Origin of the sequence: Streptomyces sp. NPDC096323, from assembly GCF_040302845.1 — a bacterium.
Taxonomy (GTDB): Bacteria; Actinomycetota; Actinomycetes; order Streptomycetales; family Streptomycetaceae; genus Streptomyces.
Map to the genome: position 1 here is coordinate 191,991 of NZ_JBEOSI010000005.1, position 24,884 is coordinate 216,874.

A 24,884-nucleotide genomic window follows, 5' to 3' on the forward strand; every position below is an offset into this window, starting at 1 on the left:
GCCCTGATCAGGCCTGCCGGGACGCGAGTTCGACGACGGTGATGTCGGAGGGGGCGCCGACCCGTACCGGAGGGCCCCAGGCGCCCGCGCCTCGCGTGACGTACAGCTGGGTGTCGCCATAGCGTTCCAGCCCCGCGACCGTGGGATTGGACAGTTCCGCGATGTAGTTGCCCGGCCAGAGCTGGCCGCCGTGGGTGTGCCCGGAGAGCTGGAGGTCCACGCCGTGCCGGACGGCCTCGTCGATGACGACGGGCTGGTGGGCCATGAGGACGGCGGCGCGGGCGGGATCCCGGTCGCCGAGCGCCCGGCCGAAATCGGGGCCCTGCCCCTCGCTCTCGCCCGCGATGTCATTGACCCCGGCGAGATCGAAGCCGTCGATCTCGACCCGGGCGTTCTCCAGCGGATGCAGGCCCAATTCCCTTACGTGGTCCACCCATTCGGCAGCCCCCGAGTAGTACTCATGATTTCCGGTCACAAAGAACGCCCCGTGCCGGGAGCGGAGCCGGGCGAGCGGTTCGGCGGCCGGGCCGAGATCCTCGACCGATCCGTCGACCAGATCCCCGACGACCGCGATCAGGTCGGGCTGGGTGCGGTTGACGGTGTCGACGATCCGCTGCGTGTGGGCCCGGCCCAGGACCGGGCCCAGGTGGATGTCGCTGACGACGGCGATCCGGAACCCGTGGGCGGACCGGGGCAGCCGGGCCAGCGGCACGGTGACGCGCTTCACGCGCGGGCCGCGCAGCACCCCGTACGTGCCGTAGCCGGTCGTGCCGAGCCCCGCCACAGCAGCGGCGCCACCGACGGCCCGCGCGACGAAGAGGCGGCGCGAGGGGTCGGCGGGGGCGGCGGCCGGCGGGGCGGTCGTGACGGCGGACGCGTGCGCGGCGGGGGCGGGGGCCGCTTCGGCGGGCACGGTCTCCTGCGCGGCCGGCTCCGGCGCGCTCCCGGACCGGCGGGCGAGCAGCCTGCGCAGCAGTGGCCGTACCAGCTCCCCGGCCAGCAGGGCGAGCGTCAGGTAGAGCAGGGCGGCCGGCCACAGGTAGCCGGGCCAGGCCAGCGCCTGCTGGAGCGGGAAGGGCGTGCCCGTACGCCCGGCGACCAGGGCGCCGACGCTCAGCAGCGGCAGGACGTACGCCGCCACCGTGCCGGCCCTGCGCGGGAGGCTGCCCGGTGTCGTCGTGTCACCGACGAGGCGGCGCCACACATAGCGGTGCACGAGGACAAGCAGCGCGAGCACCGCGGCCGCGATCAGAGCGAAACCGATGACCGCCATGCGCACTCCCCGCCTCGTTCATCCCTGTGTGTCCCGTATCCGGACCCGGCCGGAACTCGACGCGCTAGGCGTCCTGGGCGCGCAGGGACCTGACGCCACGGAACCCGATCACTCCGACGGCCGTCCCCAGGAGAAAGGACGTGATGGCGAGCAGCAGATGAACCCAGAAGTAGGCGGTCGGGTCACCCGCGTCGTCGAAGGCGAGGCCGCTGCCGTCCTGCCACAGGTTCTTAGCGAAAGTGATCCAGATGAACCAGCTCCACACCCCGAAAGCGAGCAGGAACCAGGAGACGGGGCGGCTGAGCTTCATGGCATCAGTATCTCCGCCGCGCTCCGGCCACCTCGCCCGGGGTGGGCCGTCCCGGCGGCACGTACGGCGGGTCATAGCGCCGGTATCAATAATCAGATCATCTGCATGTACGTTTTCGACCGTGCCAGCTCTCAAGAAGGCCGCGCTGTCGGTCACCTCTGCCGCTCTGCTGTCCGTTTTCCTCGTCGGTCCCGCGTCGGCGGCCGGTCAGGACGCCACGGACGGCGAGCCGAAGCCGCCCGCCGGCATGTCTCAGGTCGGAGGCGCGCAGCTCGGCCGGAGCGGGACCCAGGTCAACCTCGGCCCCGGCGCCCCGGTCCTGCCCAAGAACCTGACCGGCAGGTCCTGGATGGTCTCGGACGCCGAGACCGGTGACGTACTCGCCTCGCACAATCCGCACTGGCGGCTGCCTCCGGCGTCGACGCTGAAGATGCTCTTCGCCGACACCCTGATCGAGGCACCGGCACTGCAGCCGAAGACGCTCTCGTACACGGTGAAGGACGCGGATCTCGCCGGTATGGGCGAGGGCAGCAGCCTGGTCGGCGTCAAGGAGGACCTCAGCTACACGGTGCACGACCTGTGGCTCGGGGTCTTCCTGCGTTCGGGCAACGACGCGGTGCACGTCCTGGCCTCGATGTACGGGGGTGTCCCCAAGACCGTCGCCGACATGCAGGCGCACGCGGTCGAGCTCCAGGCCCTGGACACCACGGTGGTCTCGCCCGACGGGTACGACGCCCCCCGCCAGGTCTCCAGCGCGTACGACCTCACGCTGTTCGCCCGCAGCGGTATGCAGAAGGCGGACTTCCGCGAGTACTGCGCGACCGCGACGGCGCAGTTCCCCGGCGAGCAGAAGAAGGGCGAGAAGCGCGAGAGCTTCGGCATCCAGAACACCAACCGGCTGCTGACGGGGGCCGACGGCGTCGGCCAGTACAGCGGCGTCGCGGGCGTCAAGAACGGTTACACGACGCACGCCGGGAACACCTTCACCGGAGTCGCCCAGCGCAACGGCAAGGTCCTGCTCGTCACCGTCATGAACCCGTCGTCCAAGGAGACGCACGCCGTCTACAAGGAAGCGGCCAGCCTGCTCGACTGGGGCTTCGCCGCCACCGGCAAGGTCACCCCGGTCGGTGAACTCGTCCCGCCGAAGTCCGCCGAGACGGGTACGGGTACGGGTACGGGCAAGGGTGCCCAGGCCGAGCAGCCTGCCGCGGACGCGGGGGAACACGGACCCGGGACCACGAAGGCCGCCGCGGCGGCCGACGAGTCCGGCGGCGCCGGGATCGCCCTGGCGATCGTCGGCGGGGTGCTGGTCCTGGTGGCCGGGGCGGTGTTCCTGGTCAACCGGCGCTGGCCGCTGCCGGACCTGGTACGCCGTCTCCCCCGCGGCTGAGGGTGCTTCCGCCGGTCTCCTCTCCGGCGGCGGGCGCGGAGTCCTGCTCCGCGCCTTCCACCTGACCGGCCTCGTCCTTGCCCGGGGTGGCCGTCCAGGCGGCGCAGAACAGCAGGAGCTTCGCCGTGAAGTTGATCCACAGCAGCAGGGCGATCGGGACGCCGAACGCCCCGTACATGCTCTTCGAGGCGACGTCGCTCATATAGCTGCCGAGCAGCAGCTTGAGCAGTTCGAAGCCGACCGCGCCGATCAGGGCGGCGACCATCAGCCGGCGCCGCGGCGGTTCGACGCCGGGCAGCATGGTCAGCAGGTAGAGCAGCAGCAGGAAGTCGGCGAGCACCCCCACGACCAGGGCCGCGATCCGCAGCAGCACCCCGCCCGCGCCGCCCTCCGGGATGTTGACCAGATCGGCGATCCGGCCGACGGCCACGGAGCCGACCGAGGAGATCGCCATGGTCACCAGGGCGGCCCCGCCCAGCCCGAACAGGACCCCGGCGTCCTTCAGTTTGCGCAGGACGGGGTTGCCCTCGTCCTGGTCGTCCTTCTCCCAGACAGCGCGCAGGCAGTCCCGCATCGAGCCGATCCAGCCGATGCCGGTGAAGAGCAGCAGCGCGCCGGCCACCAGCCCGACCGTCCCCGCGTGCGCCACCAGACTGTCGATGCCGAGCTGGTCGGAGATGCCGGGCACCTGGTCGGCGAGCTTGTCCTCGATCGTCTTGAGCTGCTTGTCGGAGAGCAGCGCCGCACCGATCGCCGCGGCGACCGCGATCAGCGGGAAGAGGGCCAGGAAGCTGATGAACGTGATCGCTGCGGCGAGCCTCGCCCAGTGCACCCGTTCCAGCGTCTCGTAACTGCGCCAGGCGTGCGTCTCCATCAGCCGGGAGACGAGCGGCCCGATGACGGGGAGTTTTTTCAGCCAGTCCATGACGTACGACTCCCGTTCCTATTCAGTGAGCAGGAGTGAGTCTTGTACCCGTTCTTGCTCGCTGCGGACATCCCGAACGGTTTTGGGTGTCCTGGTCGCCCGCGTTCTCGCCGCGTCCGGTGGCACGGATCGTGTCCGTGGTCCGGGGATGCGGGGGCGGGGTTCCTCACGCCCAGGGGCACGCCGGTCGGCCTGGACGGTCCGATGCCCGTGCACATCGCTCTGGTGTGCACGGGGCGGTGCCGTCCGACGCCGGATCGGGTGTCCGAGGGCGCGTCGCCCGATCGCGATACCAGCGGCATCGTGACGGGACATTCTGCGGCGGGGAGTGGTCAGTGGCTTCTGCCAGTGCTGACCACCCCACCTTGAGGTGTGGGCCGGATCGACCGCCACAATGGCCAGACCATGTTCTGCGGCCATGGAGACGAGTCGGGCCTTGAGCCTGCCGGTCGGGATACCGGAGATCAGCTGCCGGAACCGTTTCCTGCGGCCGTGCTTCTCCCGCGTCTTCTCGGCGCTGAAGTCGAGGTCCTCGATCGCGATCGCACCCACACCGGTATGGCGGGCCCAGTGCAGGAGGCGGGTGAGGGCGTGGCGCAGTTGCGCGTCACGGTGGTGGGCGGCCCGGTCAGGTCGTAGGGGAAGCGGTGGGGTTCGCCGACCGGGTTGCCGTGGAGGTCGAGGCGGTAGGCGGCGAAGTGGTCGGCGTTGGTATCGACCCCGATCACACCTTGGGCCAAGGCCGCTGTCCCGCACAGCCACCCCGGACGGGCCCCGGGCCACGAACGACGCCGCCAACTCCCGCACACCACCCACTGATGACCACACCCTCCACCCGCCAACCGCCGAACAACCCGTCACCCGACATAACGAGCCACCACCACCAAGGTCACCCATTCGACCCCAGAACTCCCGTTCCCACCCTCACCCACCGCGCCACCAGACTCACTCCCAGACACTCCAACGCACTTGTGCATACTCAGCCGACAGCAGCTCAATACCCTCCCCCGCACCGAAAACCGGCGACCGGTCCGCCGAGGGCCTGATGACGACCCTAAATCACCCATTTCGGTGAGTGTTGTAACAAATCCCTCAAAGGTGTTTTCTCGGGCGATACGGTCACCCTCATGTCTGTCGACACCGTGTCCCTGACCGGCTGGGGCCGCACCGCCCCGACCACCGCGCTGCGTTTTCACCCCCGGAGTTACGAGGAGGCTGTTGCCGCGGTGCGCGGCTGCGGGCCGCGCGGCTCGATCGCACGAGGCCTGGGCCGGGCGCACGGCGACGCGGCGCAGAACGCCGGGGGCTCCGTCCTCGACATGACGGGGCTCGACCGGATCCGGACCATCGACGCCGGGGCCGGAGTCGTGGTGTGCGACGCGGGGGTGAGCCTGCAGCGGCTGACGGAGGTGCTGCTGCCGCTCGGCTGGTTCCCACCGGTGACGCCCGCCGGCCGGCACATCACGGTGGGCGGGGCGATCGGCTCGGACGTCCACGGCCACGACCACCGCACCGCGGGGTCCTTCTCCCGCCACGTCACGGAGTTCGCGCTCCTCACCGCGGACGGCGGGGTCCGTACGGTCCTCCCCGGCACCCGGCTCTTCGACGCGACCGCGGGCGGCCTGGGCCTGACCGGGGTGATCCTCTCGGCCACGCTCCGGCTCCAGCCGGTCGCCACGTCCCTGATGGCCGTCGACACCGAACGGGCCCTCGATCTCGACGATCTGATGACCCGGCTGGCCACCGGCAGCCGCCGCCACCGCTACGCGTCCGCCTGGATCGACCTGACCGCCCGCGGCCGGTCGACGGGACGCGGCGTCCTGACCCAGGGGGAGCACGCACCCCTGCACATGCTCCCGGCGCTCGCCCGGCGCACACCGCTGCACTTCCGCGCCGCCCCGCTGTCTCCCGCGCACGGGCTCCTACCGGACCTGACGCCCGGCGGGCTGCTCGGCCGGATGTCCGCTGCGGCGTTCAACGAGCTGCGCTACCGCCGCGCGCCCCGGTCGCGCACCGGTGAACTCCAGCGGATCTCCACGTTCTTCCACCCGCAGGACACCGCACCCCGCGCGCTCGGGCTCCCCGGCCGGGGCGGCTTCGTGCGGTACGAGTTCGCCATCGGGGACAGGCGGGCGGAGACATTGCGCCGGATCGTCCGGCAGCTCGCGCAGCGGCGCTGCCCGTCGCACCGCGCCGTGCTCGGACGGTTCGGCCCGAGCGGCCCCGGCTGGCTGTCGTTCCCCGAACCGGGCTGGAGCCTCACCGTGGACCTGCCCGCCGCCCTGCCGGGGCTGGCCCGCTTCCTCGACCGCATGGACGAGGAGGTGGCGGCGGCGGGCGGCCGGGTCTGCCTGACGGCCGACTCCCGGCTGCGCCCGGACGCGCTGGCCGCGATGTACCCGCAGCTGGACGCGTTCCGGCAGCTCCGGGCCGAGTGGGACCCGGGCGGCGCGTTCCGGTCCGATCTCTCGCGCCGGCTCTCCCTCTGACGGCGCGGCGGTCACCAACCCTGCCGCCGCGCTCCCCACCCTCTTCCGCCTTTAAGGAGCGTTCTCGTGAAGGATGCCTTCGGTGCCCCGCAGTCCCTGCTCGTCCTCGGCGGCACATCGGAGATCGGGCTCGCCACCGCACGCCGCCTGATCGCCCGCCGCACCCGCACCGTCTGGCTGGCCGGCCGCCCCTCCCCCGCCCTGGAGTCGGCCGCGGCCGAGCTGCGCGGCCGGGGCGCCTATGTCCGTACCGTCGACTTCGACGCGCTGGACACCGAGTCCCACGAGAGCGGCCTCGGCAAGATCTTCGCCGAGGGCGACATCGACATGGTGCTCCTGGCCTTCGGCATCCCGGGCGACCAGGAGCGTGACGAGGAGGAGCCACTCGCCGCGGTCCGGGTCGCGCAGACGAACTACACGGGCGCCGTCTCCGCCGGTCTGGTGTGCGCCGGCGCACTCCAGGCGCAGGGGCACGGCTCGCTGGTGGTGCTCTCCTCCGTGGCGGGGGAGCGTGCCAGGCGCGCGGACTTCATCTACGGGTCGAGCAAGGCGGGCCTGGACGCGTTCGCGCAGGGACTCGGGGACGCCCTGCACGGCACGGGGGTGCACGTCATGGTCGTACGCCCCGGTCTCGTCCGGCCGGCGTCCGCGCCCGCCGGGTCCGGCGCGGCGGCGGCCGGGGCGCCGCTCGCGATGATCCCGTTCACCCGAACCCCGCTCGTGACCACGCCCGACGCGGTCGCCGAGGCGATCGTGACAGGGCTGCGGCGGCGTTCGGAGACGGTGTGGGTGCCGGGGGCGCTGCGCGCGGTGATGTCGGCACTGCGGCACGTACCGCGGCCGCTGTTCCGGCGGCTGCCCGTCTGAGCTTTCAGGTGTGGAGCCACTCAGGTGTGGAACGGCTCAGCCGTGGAGCGAGGTCGCGTCCACGGAGCTGCCGCTCTGGGCGGGCACGGCCGGGCTGCCGCCGCCCGCTCCGAACGGGAACTCGTTGATCTTGCGCCAGACGCTGTCCACGCCCTGCTCGTACAGCGCGAAGGAGCCGCACGTCCAGGACGCCTCGTAGTCGCCGAGCTCCGCGTAGGCCCGGTCCATCGCCGCTTCGGAGATGCCGTGCGCCACGGTCACGTGCGGGTGGTACGGGAACAGGAGCTCGCGCACCAGCGGCCCGGAGGCGTCCCGGATCCGCTTCTGGAGCCAGGAGCAGGCCGAGGCGCCCTCGACGACCTGGACGTAGACGACCGGCGAGAGCGGGCGGAAGGTGCCAGTGCCGGAGAGCCGCATCGGGAAGGGACGGCCGCCCGTCGCGATCGCGGTGAGGTGCGCCTCGATCGCGGGCAGGGCGGCCGCCTCCGCCTCGGTCGGCGGCAGGAGGGTGACGTGGGTGGGAATGCCGTGTGCGGCAGGGTCCCCGAAGCTCGCGCGCCGCTCCTGGAGCAGGCTGCCGTAGGGCTCCGGGACCGCGATCGAAACGCCGAGCGTTACGGTCCCCACGTCGTTCTCCTCAATCCTCGAGCATCTGTTTTCAGCCACTGGCAGCCGCATGCTTTACGCCGCCAGTGTGCAGCCTGCGGGGCCCCTGGCGCCAGGGTCCTTGGACCCCAGACCGACCGGCGCATGGGGGGCGGTCTCAGTGCTTGGCAGGCAGAAGGCCCATGCGCTCATAGGTCCGCGCCAGGGTCTCGGCGGCGACGGCCCGTGCCTTCTCCGCTCCCTTGGCCAGGATGGAGTCCAGCGTCTCGGTGTCGTCGAGATATTCCTGGGTGCGGGTGCGGAACGGTGTGACGAAGTCGACCATGACCTCGGCGAGGTCCGTCTTCAGCGCACCGTAGCCCTTGCCCTCGTACTTCTGCTCCAGGTCGGCAATGGACGTGTCGGTGAGGGTGGAGTACACCGACAGCAGATTGCTGACGCCCGGCTTCTCCACCTGGTCGAAGCGGATCACGGTGTCGGTGTCCGTGACGGCGCTCTTCACCTTCTTGGCGGTCACCTTGGGCTCGTCCAGGAGGTTGATCAGACCCTTGGCGGTCGCCGCCGACTTGCTCATCTTCGCGGACGGGTCCTGCAGGTCGTAGATCTTCGCCGTCTCCTTGAGGATGTACGGGTCCGGAATCGTGAACGTGTCCCCGTAGGTGCCGTTGAACCGCTCGGCGAGATTGCGGGTCAGTTCCAGGTGCTGGCGCTGGTCCTCCCCCACCGGGACCTGGTCGGCCTGGTAGAGCAGGATGTCGGCGACCATCAGCAGCGGGTAGGTGAAGAGCCCCACCGTGGTGCGGTCGGTGCCCTGCTTGGCCGACTTGTCCTTGAACTGCGTCATCCGGGACGCCTCGCCGAACCCGGCCAGACAGTTCATGACCCACCCGAGCTGCGCGTGCTCCGGGACGTGGCTCTGGACGAAGAGCGTGCAGCGCTCCGGGTCCAGCCCGGCGGCGAGCAGCTGGGCGACGGCGAGCCGGGTGTTGGCGCGGAGCTGCGCGGGGTCCTGCGGGACGGTGATCGCGTGAAGGTCGACCACCATGTAGAAGGCGTCGTGGGACTCCTGCAGAGCCACCCACTGGCGGACCGCGCCGAGGTAGTTGCCGAGGTGGAACGAGCCTGCGGTGGGCTGGATTCCGGAAAGCACACGGGGACGTTCAGAGGCCATGGAAGTCATTGTCTCAGGTACGCAACCGTTCCCGGGCAGCCGGTGGAAGAAAGGCGTGAGGACGCCGGAGGGGGCCCCGGGCGGGTCCCGGCAGCACAAAACGCGGGCGCGCCGCGCGCAAGAGGTTTCCTCGTCGGGGATCCGACCGACGATACAAAGTGGGCATACCCAGCGCCCGAGCCGCACGACGAACGGAGATCCCGTGTCGACCACGGAAACCGCCATCGCCTCCACCGAGGCGCACAGCGCGCACAACTATCATCCGCTGCCCGTCGTCGTCGCGACGGCGGACGGCGCCTGGATGACCGATGTCGAGGGCCGGCGCTACCTCGACATGCTCGCCGGCTATTCGGCGCTCAATTTCGGCCACGGCAACCGCCGGCTGATCGACGCGGCCAAGGCCCAGCTGGAGCGCGTGACCCTCACCTCGCGGGCCTTCCACCACGACCGGTTCGCCGACTTCTGTACGGGGCTCGCCGAGCTGTGCGGCATGGAGATGGTCCTGCCGATGAACACCGGGGCGGAGGCCGTGGAGACCGCGGTGAAGACCGCCCGCAAGTGGGGCTACCGGGTCAAGGGCGTCCCGGACGGGATGGCGAAGATCATCGTCGCCGCCGACAACTTCCACGGCCGGACGACGACGATCGTCAGCTTCTCCACGGACCACGAGGCGCGCGCGGACTACGGTCCCTACACGCCGGGGTTCGAGATCGTGCCGTACGGGGATCTGACCGCGCTGCGGGAGGCGATGACCGAGAACACCGTGGCGGTGCTGCTGGAGCCGATCCAGGGCGAGGCCGGGGTGCTGGTGCCGCCGCCCGGCTATCTCCCCGGGGTCCGGGAGCTGACCCGCGAGCGGAACGTGCTGTTCATCGCGGACGAGATCCAGTCGGGTCTGGGCAGGACCGGGAAGACGTTCGCCTGCGAGCACGAGGGTGTCGTGCCCGACATGTACGTGCTCGGCAAGGCGCTGGGCGGGGGCGTGGTGCCGGTGTCGGCGGTGGTGTCGTCCGCGGCGGTCCTGGGGATCTTCCGGCCCGGCGAGCATGGTTCGACGTTCGGCGGCAATCCGCTGGCGTGCGCGGTCGCGCTGGAGGTCATCGCGATGCTGCGCACCGGCGAGTACCAGCAGCGTGCCGCGGAGCTGGGCGAGCACCTTCATCAGGAGCTGGGCCTGCTGGTGGGCGGCGGCGCGGTGGAGGCGGTGCGGGGGCGCGGGCTGTGGGCGGGTGTCGACATCGAGCCGGGGCGCGGCACGGGACGGGAGATCTCCGAGCGGCTGATGGACCGGCGGGTGCTGGTGAAGGACACCCACGGCTCGACGATCCGGATCGCCCCGCCCCTGGTGATCAGCAAGGAGGACCTGGACTGGGGGCTGGAGCAGCTGCGCGAGGTACTGCGGGGCTGATCCGGGGCGGACGCCCGGTGCCCCGTAGAGTCCCCGTGTGCTCCTGGGGATGATCTGTGCGCTCGGTTCCGCGGTCTGCTTCGGCACGGCCTCCGTCCTTCAGGCCGTCGCCGCGCGGGCCGCGGCCGAGCCGGGGGCCGGTGCGGGGGTGGACCCGGCGCTGCTGCTGCGGGCCCTTCGGCAGTGGCGTTACGTGGCCGGACTGGCGCTCGACGGCCTCGGCTTCGTCTTCCAGGTCGTCGCCCTGCGCTCCCTGCCCATCTACGCGGTGGGCGCGGCCCTGGCCGCGAGCCTCGCCGTGACCGCGGTCGTCGCCGCCCGGCTGCTCGGGGTGCGGCTGAGCTCCACCGAGTGGACGGCCGTCGCCGTGGTCTGCGCGGGACTCGGCATGCTGGGGCTCGCCTCCGGCGAGGAGGGGCACGCGGCCGGATCGGCCGCGCTGCGATGGGCGATGCTCGGCGTCGCCGTCGCCATCCTGCTGACCGGCACGGCGGCGGGCCGACTGCCCGAGCGGGCGCGCGCCCTCGTCCTCGGGCTCGGCGCCGGCTGCGGTTTCGGTGTGGTGGAGGTGGGCGTCCGGCTGATCGACGACGTGTCGCCCGCCGCGCTCGTCACCAACCCCGCCGTGTACGCGCTCCTGGTGGGCGGTGGCTCGGCGTTCCTGCTGCTCACCTCGGCGCTGCAGCGTGGCTCGGTGACGACGGCCACCGCCGGAATGGTCCTGGGCGAGACGATCGGGCCCGCGCTGGTGGGGGTCGCCCTGCTCGGGGACCGTACCCGTGACGGCCTCGGCTGGGTGGCGGTCACCGGCTTCGCGGTGGCCGTGGCGGGAGCGCTGGCCCTGGCCCGGTTCGGCGAGGCCCCGTCGGACACCCCTGAGCCGGTGGTCCCGGGCACGCCGGCCCCCATGTGACGGTCGGTCCTACGGCAGGATCCGGCACAGGGCGTCGAGCGCGCCCGCCCAGGCGCTGTCGGTCGGTGTTCCGTAACCGATGACGAGGGCCTCGGGCCGCGCCTCCGCGTCGGGGTGCCGGAAGAAGGACAGGCCCTGCACCGCGAGGCCCTGCCAGGCCGCCGCCCGGACGACCTCGGCCTCGCTGCCCGGCGGGAGTTCGAGCACGGCGTGCAGCCCGGCGGCGATTCCGCTGACGCGGAGGGAGGGGGCCCGCTCCGCCAGGGCCGCGACCAGCTGGTCGCGGCGGTTGCGGTAGCGCAGCCGCATGGAGCGCACATGCCGGTCGTACGCGCCGGAGGCGAGGAACTCCGCCAGGGTCAGCTGGTCCAGCGCGCTGGACGCCCAGTCGCTCCAGCCCTTCGCGGCGGTCACCTCGCCCACCAGCGACTGCGGCACCACCATCCACCCCAGCCGCAGCCCCGGCGCCAGGGACTTGCTGGCTGTGCCCAGGTGCACCACCCGTTCGGGATCCAGGCCCTGGAGCGCGCCGACGGGCTGGCGGTCGTAGCGGAACTCGCCGTCGTAGTCGTCCTCCAGGATCAGGCCGCCGGTGCTGCGCGCCCAGTCGACCACCGCTGTCCGCCGGTCGGGGTGGAGCGGAACCCCGGTCGGGAACTGGTGAGCGGGCGTCAGGAGCACCGCGCCCGCGCCCCGCATCCCGTACAACTCCCCGGTCCGCGCGCCGAGTCCGTCGAGGGGCAGGCAGGGGGTGCGCAGCCCGGCATCAGTGAGCAGGCTGTTGTGCGGCTCCAGTCCGTACGACTCGACGGCGACCTCACGCACGCGGCGCTCCCGCAGCACCTTCCCCAGCATCCTCAGCCCGTGGACGAAGCCGGCGCAGACCACGATGCGTTCGGGGTCCGCGTACACTCCGCGGGCACGGGCCAGGTAGTCGGCGAGGGCGGTGCGCAGCTCGACGCGTCCGCGCGGGTCGCCGTAGCCGAAGGCGTCGTGGGGTGCGCGGGTGAGGGCGCGGCGGGCCGCCTTCAGCCATTCGGCGCGCGGGAACGTCGCCAGGTCGGGCGAGCCGGGCATCAGGCTGTAGGCGGGGCTGCCGCTCGGCCGCGGGGTACGCGGCGTCCTGGTGACGGACGGGCGCGGCGCGGACCGCTGCGCGACCCGGGTGCCGGAGCCCTGCCGGGCGGTGAGCCAGCCCTCGGCGACCAGTTCCGCGTAGGCGTCGGCGACGGTGTTGCGGGCGATGCCGAGGTCGGCGGCGAGGGTCCGGGACGAGGGCAGCCGGGTCCCGGGCGCCAGCCGTCCGGTCCGGGCCGCCTCCCGCAGGGCGTTCATGAGACCGGCCCGCAGCCCCGTCGATCCGGTCAGGTCGAGGTGCAGGTCGGCGCCGAAACTGGCCCAGGGATCCGTCATGGAAATGGACCATACCGGTGCGCCACTGACCCCGTAGCGTCGTATGCATGACGACGAACGAGAACAGTCACCAGGGATCCGAGTACACCGCCGAGCACACCCCGCGCATGCAGTGGACGCAGCACGCCCCCGACGTCTACCGGGCGATGGCCCGCCTGGACGGCGCGGCCGCCAAGGGGATCGACCCGGTCCTGGGCGAGCTCGTCAAGATCCGGGCCTCGCAGCTCAACCACTGCGCGTTCTGCCTCGACATGCACACCAAGGACGCCCTCGCGGCGGGCGAGTCCGTGCAGCGGATCGTGAACCTCAGCGCCTGGGAGGAGTCGCAGCACTTCTACACGCCGAAGGAGATCGCGGCGATCGAGCTGACCGAGGCGGTCACCGTCCTGACCGACGGCTTCGTGCCCGACGAGGTGTACGCGAAGGCCGCCAAGCACTTCGACGAGACCGAGCTGGCCCATCTGATCGCCGCGATCATCGCGATCAACGCATGGAACCGGTTCGCCGTGACCACGCGCATGGTCCCGGGCCACTACACGCCCGGCGACCACTGATCCCGGCCTTCCCCACTCGCCTCAGGAGCCATTCGCGATGACCGCATCCGCCCTCCGCGCGCTGCACCACGGCCGCACTCCCGGCGATCCGCTGGTCCTCCCCGGCCCCTGGGACGCCGCGAGCGCCCGCGTCCTCGCCGACGCGGGGTTCCCTGCCCTCGCCACCCCGAGCGCGGGGGTCGCGGCCTCGCTCGGCTACGAGGACGGGGCCACGCCCGCCGCCGAGATGTTCGCGGCGGTGGCCCGGATCGCCCGCGCCGTCTCCGTACCGGTGTCGGCCGACATCGAGGCCGGGTACGGGCTGGAGCCCAGGGAGCTGGTGGAGCGGCTGCTCACCGCGGGGGCCGTCGGCTGCAATCTGGAGGACACGGTGGACGGGGTCCTCGTGGACGCCCGGTGGCAGGCGGACCGGCTGGCCGGGGTGCGGGCGGCGGCCGGGGACGAGCTGTTCGTCAACGCCCGGGTGGACACGTATGTCACCGGCGTTCCGGAGGGCGTGGACCAGGAGGCCGAGACCGTGCGGCGGGCGCTCCTGTACGTGGCGGCGGGCGCCGACGGCGTCTACCCGATCATGGCACCGCCCGAGGCGCTCCCCCGTCTGTCCGCCGCCGTTCCCGCACCGCTGAACGCTCTGGCCCGGCCGGACGGGCCGGGCCCGCGGCGCCTGGGTGAACTGGGCGCCGCCCGCGTCACGTTCGGTCCCGGCCTCCAGCGCCGGGCCATGGCGGCGCTGGGCGGGTTCGCCGACCGGCTCCGGACGGCCTGAGGCTCCCCCGTACCGGAAAACGCCACCGCCCCCGGCAGCGACTCACTGCTGCCGGGGGCGGTGGCGTCCGTGTGTCCCCGGGGGACGTACGGATCAGATCAGGCCGAGCTCGCGGACCGCGTCGCGCTCCTCGGTGAGCTCCTTCACCGACGCGTCGATGCGCGCACGGGAGAACTCGTTGATGTCCAGGCCCTGGACGATCTTGTACGTGCCGTTCTCCGTGGTGACGGGGAACGACGAGATGATGCCCTCGGGGACGCCGTAGGAGCCGTCCGACGGAATGCCCATCGAGGTCCAGTCGCCCGCGGCGGTGCCGTTGACCCAGGTGTGCACGTGGTCGATGGCGGCGTTGGCGGCCGAGGCGGCCGAGGACGCGCCACGGGCCTCGATGATCGCGGCGCCGCGCTTGGCGACGGTCGGGATGAAGGTGTCGGCCAGCCACGCCTCGTCGTTGACGAGCTCGGCGGCGTTCTTCCCGGCGACCTCCGCGTGGAAGATGTCCGGGTACTGGGTGGCCGAGTGGTTGCCCCAGATCGTCAGCTTCTTGATGTCGGAGACGGCGGCGCCGGTCTTGGCGGCCAGCTGCGAGATCGCGCGGTTGTGGTCCAGACGGGTCATCGCGGTGAAGCGCTCCGCCGGCACGTCCGGGGCGGCGGCCTGCGCGATGAGCGCGTTGGTGTTGGCCGGGTTGCCGACGACGAGGACCTTGATGTCGTCCGCGGCGTTGTCGTTGATCGCCTTGCCCTGCGGCTTGAAGATGCCGCCGTTGGCGGAGAGCAGGTCGCCGCGCTCCATGCCCTTGGTGCGCGGGCGGGCGCCGACGAGCAGGGCGACGTTGGCACCGGCGAAGCCGACGTTGGCGTCGTCGGTGATCTCGATGTTGCGCAGCAGCGGGAAGGCGCAGTCGTCGAGCTCCATCGCGGTGCCCTCGGCGGCCTTCAGCCCCTGCGGGATCTCCAGGAGACGCAGGTTGACCGGCACGTCCGGGCCGAGCAGGTGGCCGGAGGCGATGCGGAAGAGCAGCGCGTAGCCGATCTGGCCGGCTGCGCCGGTCACGGTGACATTCACGGGAGTGCGGGTCATGGCGATCTCCGTTAGACAGCTGGCGGTGGGGGCTCCTGGCCCCTGGTGCTGGACATCCCTGAATCTTGATGTGAAGAGATATCCAGCGGTCAGGCTATCCGACCCGGAAGCCCACGGCCGCCCGCCCCCCTGTGGCACCGCACACAACCGGTCACCGCCCGCTCACCCGGCCGGGGGTCGGCGGCGGCGGCGCGCCGTGGCGGAACAGCCGGGTCCGCCACCGTTGCCCAGCGATCACACGGTGGCGGAATGGTCACTTCCGTGCCACAGGCCCCAGCGATTCCTTGAACCCCCGATCCCCGTCGACAAGGCTGGAGCCAGGACGGGGCAAGGCCGCTCAACTCGCCGCTTACCGGGGCATCGCGCACCGGTGGGTCCCGTCCCTGGTGTCCGTCCCTTCTCGGGGGAGGGGACGGACACCGTCCGGGCCGGCGGGCCTCAGCGGATCGTGAAGTGGACCGCGTCCTCCAGGAACGGGATGTCCAGCCACGGGTCGGGCTGCGCCATGAGGGACAGCATCACGATGAGGATGCCCAGCAGTCCGTACGTCACCAGGTCGGTGAAGCGGGAACGCACCGCGAGCATGCCCACCGAGGGGACCACGAGACGCAGGACCGCACCCACGACGAGCGCCACGCCGATCAGGATCGTGCCGATCCGGAAGGCCTGGTCGAAGGGGTCGGCGGCCACGATCAGAAGACCGGCCCCGGCCGTGCAGAGCACGGCGAGCAGCGGCCACTGGCGGGCGGGCGCGGGCGCGTCCCCGCCCGCCGCCCGGCCGCCGCCCTCGGGACGCGCGGTGTCCCGGGTGAACGACGGGAACCGCCGCGACCGGCGCGCCGCGTAGGCCGCGGCGGGGCGGGGCTCCGGATGGCTGCCGGTGCGCTCGTCCGTGGCCTTCGCGGGGGCGTCCGGCTCGGGGGCGTCTGCGGAGTCCGGCTCGGGGGCAACGGGGGCGGCTACCGCGTCCGGCTCGGAGGCGTTCGGCGGGGGGCCGTCCACCGCAGGGCCGTCCTTCGCGGAGCCGTCCGCCGCGGCGTCAGCCGTGGCCGCGGCCTGCTCGTCGACTGCCCCGGCCTGCTCGTCGGCCGGCCCGGTCGCCGAGGCGGCCCGGTCGGCCGGGCTCGTACCAGCACCCATGGGGTTCCTTCCGGGCCGGATCAGCCGGCGGAGACGGCGGTGGCGTCGGCGTCGCGCTCGGCCGCCTCGACCACGTTGACGAGCAGCTGGGCGCGGGTCATCGGCCCGACACCGCCCGGGTTCGGCGAGATCCAGGCGGCGACCTCGGCCACGCCCGGGTGGACGTCGCCGACGATCTTGCCGTTCTCGTCGCGGCTGACGCCGACGTCGAGCACGGCCGCGCCCGGCTTCACGTCCTCGGGCTTGATGATGTGCGGCACGCCCGCGGCGGCGACGATGATGTCGGCCCGGCGCAGGTGCGAGGAAAGGTCACGGGTGCCGGTGTGGCACTGGGTCACCGTGGCGTTCTCCGACTTGCGGGTCAGCAGCAGCGGAATCGACCGGCCGATGGTCACACCGCGCCCCACGACCACCACGTGCGCGCCGTTGATCTCGACGCCGTGGTGGCGCAGCAACTGCACGACGCCCTGCGGGGTACAGGGCAGCGGGCCCTGCTCGTTGAGCACGAGCCGGCCCAGGCTCATCGGGTGCAGGCCGTCGGCGTCCTTGGCCGGATCCATCAGTTCCAGGACGCGGTTGGTGTCGATGCCCTTGGGCAGGGGTAGCTGCACGATGTAACCGGTGCACGCCGGGTCGGCGTTGAGTTCGCGGACGACGTCCTCGATCTCCTCCTGCGTGGCGGTGTCGGGGAGTTCGCGCTGGATGGAGCCGATGCCGACCTGGGCGCAGTCCTTGTGCTTGCCGTTCACGTACCACCTGCTGCCGGGGTCGTCACCGACCAGCAGGGTTCCCAGGCCGGGGGTGATACCCCGGGCCCTGAGGGCCGCCACGCGGACGGTGAGATCGGACTTGATCGCGGCTGCGGTGGCCTTGCCATCGAGAATCTGGGCAGTCATGTCCCCATACTCGCGGATGACCCCGCCCGCGGACCAATTACAGATACGGGCCGTGGACACAAGGTTGCACTTGGACAACTTCTTGGACCGCGACTGGACAAACTCAGGTTCGGCTCATAACGATGAACGCCGCAGTGCCGCAGCAGTATCCGGGGGGCGGACCGCTGATGTTTTCTTCCTCCGCGCGGCCGCATTCGTCCCCGTACGTCCTGTTGGAGGAACGCCCCAGATGAGCTTCGGCGACCCGAACCCGAACAACCCCTACGGGCAGCAGCCCGGTCAGCCGCCGCAGGGCCAGCCGGGCTACGGCTACCCGCAGCAGGCCCCCCAGGGCATCCCGCCGCAGGGCCAGCCGGGTTACGGCTACCCGCAGGGCCAGCCGGGCCAGCCGTACGGTCAGGGCGGCATGCCGCAGCCCGGCTACGGCGGCATGCCCGCGTTCGCCGGCTGGTGGAGCCGGTTCGCGGCCATCCTGATCGACGGCATCGTGATCTCCGTCCCGTACGGCATCCTCGTCGGCATCGGCGCCGGCATGGGTGGCGGCGCGGGCAGCGCCCTCGTCTTCGTCGGCGCGATCATCGGCATCGGGCTCGGCCTCTTCAAGCTGTACAAGGAAGGCACGACCGGCCAGTGGATCGGCAAGAAGGCGGTCAACATCCGCCTGCTGCGCGAGGCTGACGGTCAGCCGCTCGGCTTCGGCATGGCGTTCGTCCGCTACATCGCCCACTTCCTGGACAGCCTCGCCTGCTACCTCGGCTGGCTGTGGCCCATCTGGGACGCGAAGAAGCAGACGTTCGCGGACAAGATCTGCTCCAGCGTGGTCGTCAAGTCCGTCTGATCCGGACGCGGGCACACACGAAGGGCCGTAACCCGACGCGCGTCGCGTGGGGTTACGGCCCTTCGTCGTACGGTCAGTGGAAGAAGTGCCGCGTACCCGTGAAGTACATCGTCACGCCCGCCTTCTTCGCGGCCTCGACCACCAGCTCGTCGCGGACCGAACCGCCCGGCTGGGCCACGGCCTTGATGCCGGCCGCCGTCAGGATCTCCAGCCCGTCGGGGAAGGGGAAGAAGGCGTCGGAGGCCGCGTACGCGCCCCGTGCCCGCTCCTCGCCCGCGCGCTCGACGGCGAGCTTCGCGGAGTCGACGCGGTTGACCTGACCCATGCCGACGCCGACCGAGGCGCCGTCCTTGGCGAGCAGGATCGCGTTGGACTTGACCGCGCGGCACGCCTTCCACGCGAAGGCCAGCTCCCGGAGCTCGTCGGCGGAGAGGGCGTCACCGGTGGCGAGGGTCCAGTTGGCGGGGTCGTCGCCTTCGGCCTGGAGGCGGTCGGTGACCTGGAGCAGCGCGCCGCCGTCGACCGGCTTGACCTCGACCTCGGCGGAGGGGGCGTCGGGGCAGCGCAGCACGCGGATGTTCTTCTTGCGGGCGAGCACCTCGACGGCGCCGTCCTCGTACGCCGGGGCGACGATGACCTCGGTGAAGATCTCCGCGACCTGCTCGGCCAGGGCGACGGTCACCGGACGGTTGACGGCGATGACACCGCCGTACGCCGACACCGGGTCGCAGGCGTGGGCCTTGCGGTGCGCTGCGGCCACGTCGTCGGCGATGGCGATGCCGCACGGGTTGGCGTGCTTGATGATCGCGACGCACGGCTCGGCGTGGTCGTACGCGGCCCGGCGCGCGGCGTCGGTGTCCGTGTAGTTGTTGTACGACATCTCCTTGCCGTGCAACTGCTCGGCCTCGGCCAGACCGCCCTCGCCGGAGGTGTAGAGCGCGGCGGGCTGGTGCGGGTTCTCTCCGTAGCGCAGGACGTTCTTGCGCGCGAAGGTCTCACCGAGGAACTCGGGGAAGCCCGAGTCGTCGGCTGCGGCGTAGCCGTCGGCGAACCAGCCGGCGACGGCCACGTCGTACGCGGCGGTGTGCTGGAACGCCTCGGCGGCGAGCCGCTTGCGGGCGGTCAGGTCGAAGCCGCCCGCCTTGACGGCCGCGAGGACGTCGGCGTACCGCTCGGGGCTGGTGACGACGGCGACCGACGGGTGGTTCTTCGCTGCGGCGCGGACCATCGACGGGCCGCCGATGTCGATCTGCTCCACGCACTCGTCGTCCGAGGCGCCTGAGGCGACGGTCGCCTTGAACGGGTAGAGGTTGACGACCACCAGGTCGAACGGCTCCACGCCGAGCTCGGCGAGCTGCTCGCGGTGGGCGTCCAGGCGCAGGTCGGCCAGGATGCCGGCGTGGACGCGCGGGTGCAGCGTCTTGACGCGGCCGTCGAGGCACTCGGGGAACCCGGTGAGCTCCTCGACCTTGGTGACCGGCACTCCGGCGGCCGCGATCTTCCCGGCGGTGGAGCCGGTGGAGACCAGCTCGACACCCGCCTCGTGCAGACCGCGCGCGAGGTCTTCGAGCCCCGTCTTGTCGTAGACGCTGACCAGGGCGCGGCGGATGGGCTTATTCACCGACATGACCGAGATGAACCTTTCGTCCCTCAATGCGATAGCCGTCACGGGCGAGCCGCCCCACGGCCTCGACGAGCAGCTTGCGCTCGACTTCCTTGATGCGTTCATGGAGGGCCGCTTCGCCCTCCGGGGTGTCCTCTTCGGTCACCTCGACCACGCCCTGCGCGATGATCGGACCGGTGTCGACGCCGTCGTCGACGAAGTGGACGGTGCACCCGGTGACCTTCACGCCGTACGCGAGTGCGTCGCGCACACCGTGGGCACCGGGAAAGCTGGGCAGCAGGGCGGGGTGGGTGTTGACGAACCGGCCGCCGAACCCGGCGAGGAACTCCTTGCCCACGATCTTCATGAAGCCCGCGGACACCACGAGGTCCGGGTGGTGCGCGGCGGTGGCCGCGGCGAGCGCCGCGTCCCACTCCGCACGCGTCCCGTAGTCCCTGACCCGGCACACGAAGGTGGGGAGCCCGGCCCGCTCCGCCCGCTCCAGACCGGCGATGCCGTCACGGTCGGCGCCGACGGCGACGACCCGGGCGCCGTACCCCTCGGGGTCGTCGGCGATCGCGTCGAGCAGGGCTTGGAGGTTCGTACCGGAACCGGATACCAGGACGACCAGGCGGGCCGGTCCGGCGGAGGAGAGCGGGGAGGCCACGGCTGGGCCCTTTCTCGCGTATGGAGCAGTTCGAAGCGGCCGCACCGCCCGCCACATTGCGGGACCGGCGGCACGACGGCCATGCTGTTTGTACGGTCGTACGAAAGAACCGCGCCCCCCGATACGGGGAACTCTACGAACGAGCCGACCGTCAGCAACGATACCGGCACCTCGGGAGGCCTTCGTCTGACGGGGGTGAGAGGCCGCCGGCCGCAGGCCCTGCAGGGGCGGGCGGTCTGGGTGACAGCTGTCGGCCACCGCGCCTGTACGCCCAGCTTCCGGCCCCTCCTCGCCGGAGGGTAGCGTCAGGGTCAGCGAGCCGCCCGCAGGGCGGAAATGACGAGATGGGGAAGACGTTCACCATATGCCGGACCGACGCCGCCGCACCGCCTTCCGCCGTCCGATGCCCGAGCGGTCCTCACTGCTGATGCGGGAGCAGACCCCCACGCCGGGCTCCTCTTCTTCCTCCCCCTCCCCCTCCTCTTCTTCCTCCCCTTCCTCCAATTCCGGTTCTTCCGGTTCTTCTTCCGGTCCGGGGGACGACAATCCGTTCGCCCCGCCGCCCGAGGACCGCCCCGACCAGCCGTGGCAGCCGCGCCACCCGGCCGGCGGCGGTACGAACGGGAACGGCGAGGGCGACGACGGCTCCGGGGACGCGCCAGAGGGCGGGTCCTCCGACAACCGGCCCGTCTGGGGCAGCCAGTGGAGCAGCCATCAGCCGGGGCGCCAGAGCGGCCCCTTCGGCGGCCGGCCCAACGGGCCCGGGGGACCGAACGGCCAGGGCGGCGGACGGGGCGGCCCCGAGGGCCCCCGCGGCGCCCTGCGCTGGGACCCGAAGGACCCGGTCCAGCGCCGCGCCCGTTACTCACTGCTCTCCGGCATGTGGGCCTTCTTCTTCGCGCTCTTCGACTTCCCGGAGATCGCGCTGCTGCTGGGCGCACTCGCCACCTACTGGTCGATCAGCGCGCTCCGGGCCAAGCCGGAGGAGCCGTCGGCGCAGGGAGGGGAGGCCGGACGGGAGGTGGCTCCCCGAGAAGGTCAGGGCACCGTTCCCGTCGCGCCGTCCGCACCGGCGGACCCGCAGGGAACCAACTACGTGCAGCGCGGAAGCCGTCAGCAGACGACGGCCGCGGTCAGCGGTCTGGTGACCGGACTGATCGCCCTGTCGATCGTGGCGACGACGTTCACGGTGCAGTTGGTCTACCGCGACTACTACACCTGCGTGAACGACGCCCTCACCAAGACGGGGCAGCTGTCCTGCAACGACGAGCTCCCCAAGCCGCTGGAGCCCTTCTTCGGCGTCAAGAAGTAGCGCTCTCGGGACCGGCCGGGCCGAAGGGTCCGGCCGGTCCCGGGTCCGTGGCTGTTGTGGGCCCTGCGGCCGGTGCGGGCTCTGCGGCCGATGCGGGGTCTGCGGCCGATGCGGGGTCTGCGGCCGGTGCGGACTCTGCGGCCGGTGCGGGTTCTTCTTCAGGTGCGGTGGGGTGCGTGGCGGGCGGCTTCGCCTGCCACGGGCCGATCGGCAGGAAGTCGTACGCCTCGAAATCGTCGTCCGCGTCCGCCCGGGAAGGACCGGCCGGTTGCAGTACGGGCACGGGGGCCTCGTTCGCCGCAGGTTGTTGCTCTTCCTCCGGCCGGGCGCCGCGCCTCGGCCACCACCTGCGGCCGGTCTTCCCGCTCCCACCCTCCGCCGCATCGCCGGGCTTCCGCACCTCGCCCGTACCGCCGCTCGCCCCGCCCGGTCCGGCATCCGCCGCATCGGCCGGTTTCGGGCCGCGCAGCCGCCAGGCCCGTAGCAGCAGCGCCGCCGGGACGGCAGGCACCAGCGTCCAGACCAGGGCCGCCGCGCCCACGAGCCAGCACACGGGGCCGAGCCGTGCCAGTGCGTGCGTTCCGAGCGGCCCGCCGGCCGCCGCCGCCAGCAGAGCCGCGCCGATGCCGCAGCCGGTGGCCGCCAGCGCGGTGGTGAGCGCCGTCTCCCCCAGACTCCAGGCCGCCTCGCGCTCGCCGTGGGCGGGCGCCGCCCTCCGTACGGTGAACCAGGCCACCGTCATCGCGGCGGCGACCGGCACGGCGGCGGCCGCCCAGTTCAGGGGCGTCCCGGGCCCCTGCGCCGGGAGGGCCGCCAGCAGGGGGAAGTCCGGCAGCGACGGGTGCCCCGTGAAGGCGAGCGGGGTGGCCGTGGACGCCGTACCGAGCGCGAAACCGGGGCCGAGCCCGTACGCCGCGCCCCACACCGCAGCGTTCGGCACCAGGCCCAGCGCCAGCAGGAGCACCGCGCACCGCCCGGCCCAGTCGCCCGAGAGCCGGAGGAACGACTCCTGGACCGGGTCCGCGTGGAACACCAGCGCCACCGCGGTCACCAGCGCGCCCCCGCCCAGCAGGACCGCCACCCCGGCCGCCGCGGACCGGCCCACCGCCTCCGCGCGCCGCGCGAACCGGGAGCGCGCCATCGCCTCGTGCACCCGCACCGGCGCCCATGAGGGCGGCGGCCCGAGCGGACGCCCCGAGGCCGTCCACACACCGGCCGCGGCGGCCACCGCGACCACGAGGGCCGCCGGGAAGAGCAGGGACAGCGGCCGCGCCGACAGCGAGGAGCCCCGGGCGTAGAGCGCCACAGCCGCACCGACCAGCAGGTATCCCCCGGTCACCAGCGCGAACGTGCCTCCGGCCGAGGGAGCCCCCCGCCCTTCCTCGGGTTCCAGGACATCCCTGGCCGCCCGATGCACCAGCCAGACCGGCAGGACGGTGAGCAGCAGTGGAACGACGCCGACGGGGGCCGGGGCTCCCGTCAGGGTGTCGGTCCTGATCAGTTCGGCGCCGTGCGCGAGGAGCCAGAGGCCCGCCGCGGCGTGGAAGGCCTCGCGGGGGCCGCTGTCGGGGTCCGGGGAGCTGATCCACAGCAGCACGACGAGCACGCCGACGGAGCCGAGGCCCAGCCCTGCCGCGACGGCCCCCCGCAGCAGCGCCCGGGCCTGCACGGCGGACCGTCCGTGCTCTGCCGACAACGACGGGCCGCGTTCGGTCAATTGGGTCACGCCGCAATGCTCCCAACGACACGCGCTTATTCCGTGTAACGGGCGAACGGCCGTTGTGTCGCCCAATATACGTTTATGTACTTTTTCACCCAGTGCAGGCCGGGCGGGGAGCCGTCATGACTCAGAGCACGACCGGCACGCCCGCCGCCCCTCCGCTCCCCGCACCCAAGGAGCGACGCAGGCTGCGGGAGGCCAAGTCTCTGACGGAGGCGCAGGTGGCGGCGGCCGTGGGTGTCACCCCGGCCACGGTCCGGGCCTGGGAGACGGGCCGCACCAGCCCGCGCGGACGCAAGCGCGAGGTGTACGCGCGACTCATCGGGACCACCGGCACGGGGCCCACGCCGCCCCCTTCCGGGACGGAGAAGGCCACTGTGGACAGGGCGGAGGAAGCCGGGGAGAGCACCGGGAGCGACGTCGTGGATCCGGCCCCTCCCGGCACCACCGCCGTGCCTGAGCCTATTGAGGCCGTGGGGACAGATGGAGCTGATGGGGCAGAGGGAGTCGGTGGGGGCGGTGGAGTCAGTGTGGTCGCTGGGGTCGACACTGCCGACGCCGACGAGGCGACGGACGGGGCCGGTGAGGCCCAGGCGGATGGGGCCGGGCTCTCCCCCGCCGCGGCGTTCGACGCGCTCTACCGGCACGCCGCCGCCGCGCTCTACCGCCAGACCTATCTGCTGACCGGCCGCCGCGCCCTCTCCCGGGAAGCCGTCGGCAAAGCGTTCGAACTGGCCTGGCAGCGCTGGCCCGAGGTCGCCGTGGACCGCGATCCGGTGGGCTGGGTGCGGGCGGCCGCCTATGAGTACGCGATGTCGCCCTGGCACCGGCTGCGCCGCGAGCACCGCCGCCCCGATCCGCCGCCCGAGGCGCCTGGTCCGCGCGCCCTGCTCGACGCGCTCCTGGCCCTGCCGCCCTCGTACCGCCGCACCCTTCTGCTGTACGACGGTGTGGGTCTGGGGCTGCCGGAGACCGCGGCGGAGACGGAGGCCAGCACTCCCGCGGCGGCCGGGCGGCTGATGACCGCGCGGGCGGCCCTCTCCGAGCGGCTCCCCGAGTTGGCGGAGCCCCCGACGCCGGCCGAGCAGTCCGCGCTCGTGCACGAACGCCTCGGCGCGCTCGCCCTCACCCAGCCCGCTTCCTCGCTTCCGGTGCCGGAGCTGATCCGAACCGGCAGTGAGCGCAAGGCGGAGCTCTGGACCCGGGCGGCCATCGCGTTCACCGTGCTGCTGATCGGGCTCACGCTCATCACGCTGGCCACGGCTCCGCGACAGTACGAGACACCGCCGTCGCCGGCGCAGCGAGTGGAAGGGGTGCCTCCGCTCGGCGGCCCGCAGAAGCTGACGCCGCAGGACAGGAAGCTCCAGAAGAAGCTCTCCGGTGAGCTGGTGCACGGCCCCGCCCGGCTGGTCCCCCGGGCCGGCTGATCCGGCAGGCGGCGGCACGCCGCCCGGATACCGGCACACTGCCGGGCCCACAAAGACGCGGGCCCGTACCCCTGCTCGGGGTACGGGCCCGCGGTCTTGTGTGCGGTGCCGCG

At 72.4% G+C, this 24,884-nt stretch carries 22 protein-coding genes and 1 pseudogene; 10 read left to right on the top strand and 13 right to left on the bottom strand.

Translation table 11 applies throughout. The features are described from left to right. Nucleotides 1-7 precede the first annotated feature (7 nt). Together ABTX18_RS15695 and ABTX18_RS15700 are read right to left on the bottom strand one after the other, a co-directional pair. Nucleotides 8-1,273 (bottom strand): metallophosphoesterase, encoded by a 1,266-nt coding sequence (locus ABTX18_RS15695; RefSeq protein ID WP_352123280.1) that lies wholly within the window; start codon nt 1,271-1,273, stop codon nt 8-10. A 64-nt stretch (nt 1,274-1,337) separates the two neighbouring features. After that, nucleotides 1,338-1,583, bottom strand: a complete 246-nt coding sequence (locus ABTX18_RS15700) for an SCO4848 family membrane protein (RefSeq protein WP_352123281.1) — start codon at nt 1,581-1,583, stop codon at nt 1,338-1,340. 121 nt (nt 1,584-1,704) lie between these two features. On the opposite strand from ABTX18_RS15700, the gene ABTX18_RS15705 reads away from it, so the two are divergent. Further along, nucleotides 1,705-2,973 carry a D-alanyl-D-alanine carboxypeptidase family protein gene (locus ABTX18_RS15705; RefSeq protein WP_352123282.1) on the top strand — a complete coding sequence of 423 codons (1,269 nt, stop codon included), beginning with the start codon at nt 1,705-1,707 and terminating at the stop codon, nt 2,971-2,973. Here the strand turns inward: ABTX18_RS15705 and ABTX18_RS15710 are convergent. Further along, nucleotides 2,921-3,898, bottom strand: a complete 978-nt coding sequence (locus ABTX18_RS15710) for a YihY/virulence factor BrkB family protein (protein ID WP_352123283.1) — start codon at nt 3,896-3,898, stop codon at nt 2,921-2,923. The two genes, ABTX18_RS15705 and ABTX18_RS15710, sit on opposite strands and share 53 nt — an antisense overlap. A gap of 18 nt (nt 3,899-3,916) precedes the next feature. Then, nucleotides 3,917-4,647 (bottom strand): annotated as a pseudogene (locus ABTX18_RS15715) (transposase family protein); the annotation flags it as partial. A 378-nt stretch (nt 4,648-5,025) separates the two neighbouring features. Between ABTX18_RS15715 and dprE1 the strand changes: the two are divergent. Together dprE1 and dprE2 are read left to right on the top strand one after the other, a co-directional pair. Then, entirely contained in the window at nt 5,026-6,387 is a 1,362-nt protein-coding gene (gene dprE1, locus ABTX18_RS15720) for an FAD-binding oxidoreductase (protein ID WP_352123284.1), read from the top strand. 66 nt (nt 6,388-6,453) lie between these two features. Beyond that, on the top strand, nt 6,454-7,254 hold the full coding sequence (gene dprE2 / locus ABTX18_RS15725; protein WP_352123285.1) for a decaprenylphospho-beta-D-erythro-pentofuranosid-2-ulose 2-reductase: 801 nt from the start codon (nt 6,454-6,456) through the stop codon (nt 7,252-7,254). Between the two features lie 36 nt (nt 7,255-7,290). Here the strand turns inward: dprE2 and ABTX18_RS15730 are convergent, their stop codons facing one another. Both ABTX18_RS15730 and trpS read right to left on the bottom strand, forming a co-directional pair. Continuing rightward, the gene (locus tag ABTX18_RS15730) at nt 7,291-7,881 is read right to left on the bottom strand and encodes a 2'-5' RNA ligase family protein (protein ID WP_352123286.1); all 591 of its coding nucleotides are present in this window, start codon (nt 7,879-7,881) and stop codon (nt 7,291-7,293) included. A gap of 136 nt (nt 7,882-8,017) precedes the next feature. Beyond that, nucleotides 8,018-9,031: a tryptophan--tRNA ligase gene (gene trpS, locus ABTX18_RS15735; protein WP_352123287.1), complete on the bottom strand. Its 1,014-nt coding sequence runs from the start codon at nt 9,029-9,031 to the stop codon at nt 8,018-8,020. A 202-nt stretch (nt 9,032-9,233) separates the two neighbouring features. On the opposite strand from trpS, the gene rocD reads away from it, so the two are divergent. Together rocD and ABTX18_RS15745 are read left to right on the top strand one after the other, a co-directional pair. Next, nucleotides 9,234-10,439: an ornithine--oxo-acid transaminase gene (gene rocD, locus ABTX18_RS15740; protein WP_352123288.1), complete on the top strand. Its 1,206-nt coding sequence runs from the start codon at nt 9,234-9,236 to the stop codon at nt 10,437-10,439. Between the two features lie 49 nt (nt 10,440-10,488). Then, on the top strand, nt 10,489-11,352 hold the full coding sequence (locus tag ABTX18_RS15745; protein WP_352123597.1) for a DMT family protein: 864 nt from the start codon (nt 10,489-10,491) through the stop codon (nt 11,350-11,352). 9 nt (nt 11,353-11,361) lie between these two features. Here the strand turns inward: ABTX18_RS15745 and pdxR are convergent, their stop codons facing one another. Next, complete coding sequence (gene pdxR, locus ABTX18_RS15750; protein WP_352123289.1) at nt 11,362-12,765, bottom strand: MocR-like pyridoxine biosynthesis transcription factor PdxR; 1,404 nt, start codon at nt 12,763-12,765, stop codon at nt 11,362-11,364. Nucleotides 12,766-12,812: 47 nt separating this feature from the next. On the opposite strand from pdxR, the gene ABTX18_RS15755 reads away from it, so the two are divergent. Next, nucleotides 12,813-13,319, top strand: coding sequence for a carboxymuconolactone decarboxylase family protein (locus ABTX18_RS15755; protein WP_352123290.1), 507 nt, complete (start codon nt 12,813-12,815; stop codon nt 13,317-13,319). 37 nt (nt 13,320-13,356) lie between these two features. Further along, complete coding sequence (locus ABTX18_RS15760; RefSeq protein WP_352123291.1) at nt 13,357-14,085, top strand: isocitrate lyase/PEP mutase family protein; 729 nt, start codon at nt 13,357-13,359, stop codon at nt 14,083-14,085. Between the two features lie 93 nt (nt 14,086-14,178). On the opposite strand, the gene ABTX18_RS15765 is transcribed toward ABTX18_RS15760, so the two are convergent. From ABTX18_RS15765 to ABTX18_RS15775, 3 genes are all read right to left on the bottom strand, one after another. Next, complete coding sequence (locus ABTX18_RS15765) at nt 14,179-15,168, bottom strand: malate dehydrogenase (RefSeq protein WP_136327632.1); 990 nt, start codon at nt 15,166-15,168, stop codon at nt 14,179-14,181. Nucleotides 15,169-15,606: 438 nt separating this feature from the next. After that, complete coding sequence (locus ABTX18_RS15770; protein ID WP_352123292.1) at nt 15,607-16,308, bottom strand: DUF3017 domain-containing protein; 702 nt, start codon at nt 16,306-16,308, stop codon at nt 15,607-15,609. Nucleotides 16,309-16,328: 20 nt separating this feature from the next. Beyond that, a complete protein-coding gene (locus ABTX18_RS15775) occupies nt 16,329-17,204 on the bottom strand; it encodes a bifunctional methylenetetrahydrofolate dehydrogenase/methenyltetrahydrofolate cyclohydrolase (protein ID WP_352123293.1) in 876 nt (291 codons plus the stop codon). A gap of 229 nt (nt 17,205-17,433) precedes the next feature. Here ABTX18_RS15775 and ABTX18_RS15780 point away from each other — a divergent pair, with 229 nt between their 5' ends. Beyond that, entirely contained in the window at nt 17,434-18,042 is a 609-nt protein-coding gene (locus ABTX18_RS15780; RefSeq protein ID WP_352123294.1) for an RDD family protein, read from the top strand. Between the two features lie 73 nt (nt 18,043-18,115). Here ABTX18_RS15780 and purH read toward each other — a convergent pair whose 3' ends face one another. Further along, nucleotides 18,116-19,669 carry a bifunctional phosphoribosylaminoimidazolecarboxamide formyltransferase/IMP cyclohydrolase gene (gene purH / locus ABTX18_RS15785; RefSeq protein WP_352123295.1) on the bottom strand — a complete coding sequence of 518 codons (1,554 nt, stop codon included), beginning with the start codon at nt 19,667-19,669 and terminating at the stop codon, nt 18,116-18,118. Then, nucleotides 19,656-20,312 (bottom strand): phosphoribosylglycinamide formyltransferase, encoded by a 657-nt coding sequence (gene purN, locus ABTX18_RS15790; RefSeq protein ID WP_352123296.1) that lies wholly within the window; start codon nt 20,310-20,312, stop codon nt 19,656-19,658. Before purN ends, purH begins: the two co-directional genes overlap by 14 nt. Nucleotides 20,313-20,676: 364 nt before the next feature. On the opposite strand from purN, the gene ABTX18_RS15795 reads away from it, so the two are divergent. Beyond that, the gene (locus tag ABTX18_RS15795; protein ID WP_352123297.1) at nt 20,677-21,624 is read left to right on the top strand and encodes a hypothetical protein; all 948 of its coding nucleotides are present in this window, start codon (nt 20,677-20,679) and stop codon (nt 21,622-21,624) included. Here the strand turns inward: ABTX18_RS15795 and ABTX18_RS15800 are convergent. Then, nucleotides 21,614-23,341 carry a cell division protein PerM gene (locus ABTX18_RS15800; RefSeq protein WP_352123598.1) on the bottom strand — a complete coding sequence of 576 codons (1,728 nt, stop codon included), beginning with the start codon at nt 23,339-23,341 and terminating at the stop codon, nt 21,614-21,616. The two genes, ABTX18_RS15795 and ABTX18_RS15800, sit on opposite strands and share 11 nt — an antisense overlap. Nucleotides 23,342-23,466: 125 nt before the next feature. On the opposite strand from ABTX18_RS15800, the gene ABTX18_RS15805 reads away from it, so the two are divergent. Further along, nucleotides 23,467-24,771, top strand: a complete 1,305-nt coding sequence (locus ABTX18_RS15805; RefSeq protein ID WP_352123298.1) for a helix-turn-helix domain-containing protein — start codon at nt 23,467-23,469, stop codon at nt 24,769-24,771. Nucleotides 24,772-24,884 lie beyond the last annotated feature (113 nt).

What these genes read in the sequence shown, in the direction of transcription:
- ABTX18_RS15695 (WP_352123280.1), bottom strand. Translation starts at nt 1,273, where the DNA reads ATGGCGGTCATCGGTTTCGCTCTGATCGCGGCCGCGGTGCTCGCGCTG.
- ABTX18_RS15700 (WP_352123281.1), bottom strand. Translation starts at nt 1,583, where the DNA reads ATGAAGCTCAGCCGCCCCGTCTCCTGGTTCCTGCTCGCTTTCGGGGTG.
- ABTX18_RS15710 (WP_352123283.1), bottom strand. Translation starts at nt 3,898, where the DNA reads ATGGACTGGCTGAAAAAACTCCCCGTCATCGGGCCGCTCGTCTCCCGG.
- dprE1 (WP_352123284.1), top strand. Translation starts at nt 5,026, where the DNA reads ATGTCTGTCGACACCGTGTCCCTGACCGGCTGGGGCCGCACCGCCCCG.
- trpS (WP_352123287.1), bottom strand. Translation starts at nt 9,031, where the DNA reads ATGGCCTCTGAACGTCCCCGTGTGCTTTCCGGAATCCAGCCCACCGCA.
- ABTX18_RS15745 (WP_352123597.1), top strand. Translation starts at nt 10,489, where the DNA reads ATGATCTGTGCGCTCGGTTCCGCGGTCTGCTTCGGCACGGCCTCCGTC.
- pdxR (WP_352123289.1), bottom strand. Translation starts at nt 12,765, where the DNA reads ATGACGGATCCCTGGGCCAGTTTCGGCGCCGACCTGCACCTCGACCTG.
- ABTX18_RS15755 (WP_352123290.1), top strand. Translation starts at nt 12,813, where the DNA reads ATGACGACGAACGAGAACAGTCACCAGGGATCCGAGTACACCGCCGAG.
- ABTX18_RS15760 (WP_352123291.1), top strand. Translation starts at nt 13,357, where the DNA reads ATGACCGCATCCGCCCTCCGCGCGCTGCACCACGGCCGCACTCCCGGC.
- ABTX18_RS15765 (WP_136327632.1), bottom strand. Translation starts at nt 15,168, where the DNA reads ATGACCCGCACTCCCGTGAATGTCACCGTGACCGGCGCAGCCGGCCAG.
- ABTX18_RS15770 (WP_352123292.1), bottom strand. Translation starts at nt 16,308, where the DNA reads ATGGGTGCTGGTACGAGCCCGGCCGACCGGGCCGCCTCGGCGACCGGG.
- ABTX18_RS15775 (WP_352123293.1), bottom strand. Translation starts at nt 17,204, where the DNA reads ATGACTGCCCAGATTCTCGATGGCAAGGCCACCGCAGCCGCGATCAAG.
- ABTX18_RS15780 (WP_352123294.1), top strand. Translation starts at nt 17,434, where the DNA reads ATGAGCTTCGGCGACCCGAACCCGAACAACCCCTACGGGCAGCAGCCC.
- purH (WP_352123295.1), bottom strand. Translation starts at nt 19,669, where the DNA reads ATGTCGGTGAATAAGCCCATCCGCCGCGCCCTGGTCAGCGTCTACGAC.
- ABTX18_RS15795 (WP_352123297.1), top strand. Translation starts at nt 20,677, where the DNA reads ATGCCGGACCGACGCCGCCGCACCGCCTTCCGCCGTCCGATGCCCGAG.
- ABTX18_RS15805 (WP_352123298.1), top strand. Translation starts at nt 23,467, where the DNA reads ATGACTCAGAGCACGACCGGCACGCCCGCCGCCCCTCCGCTCCCCGCA.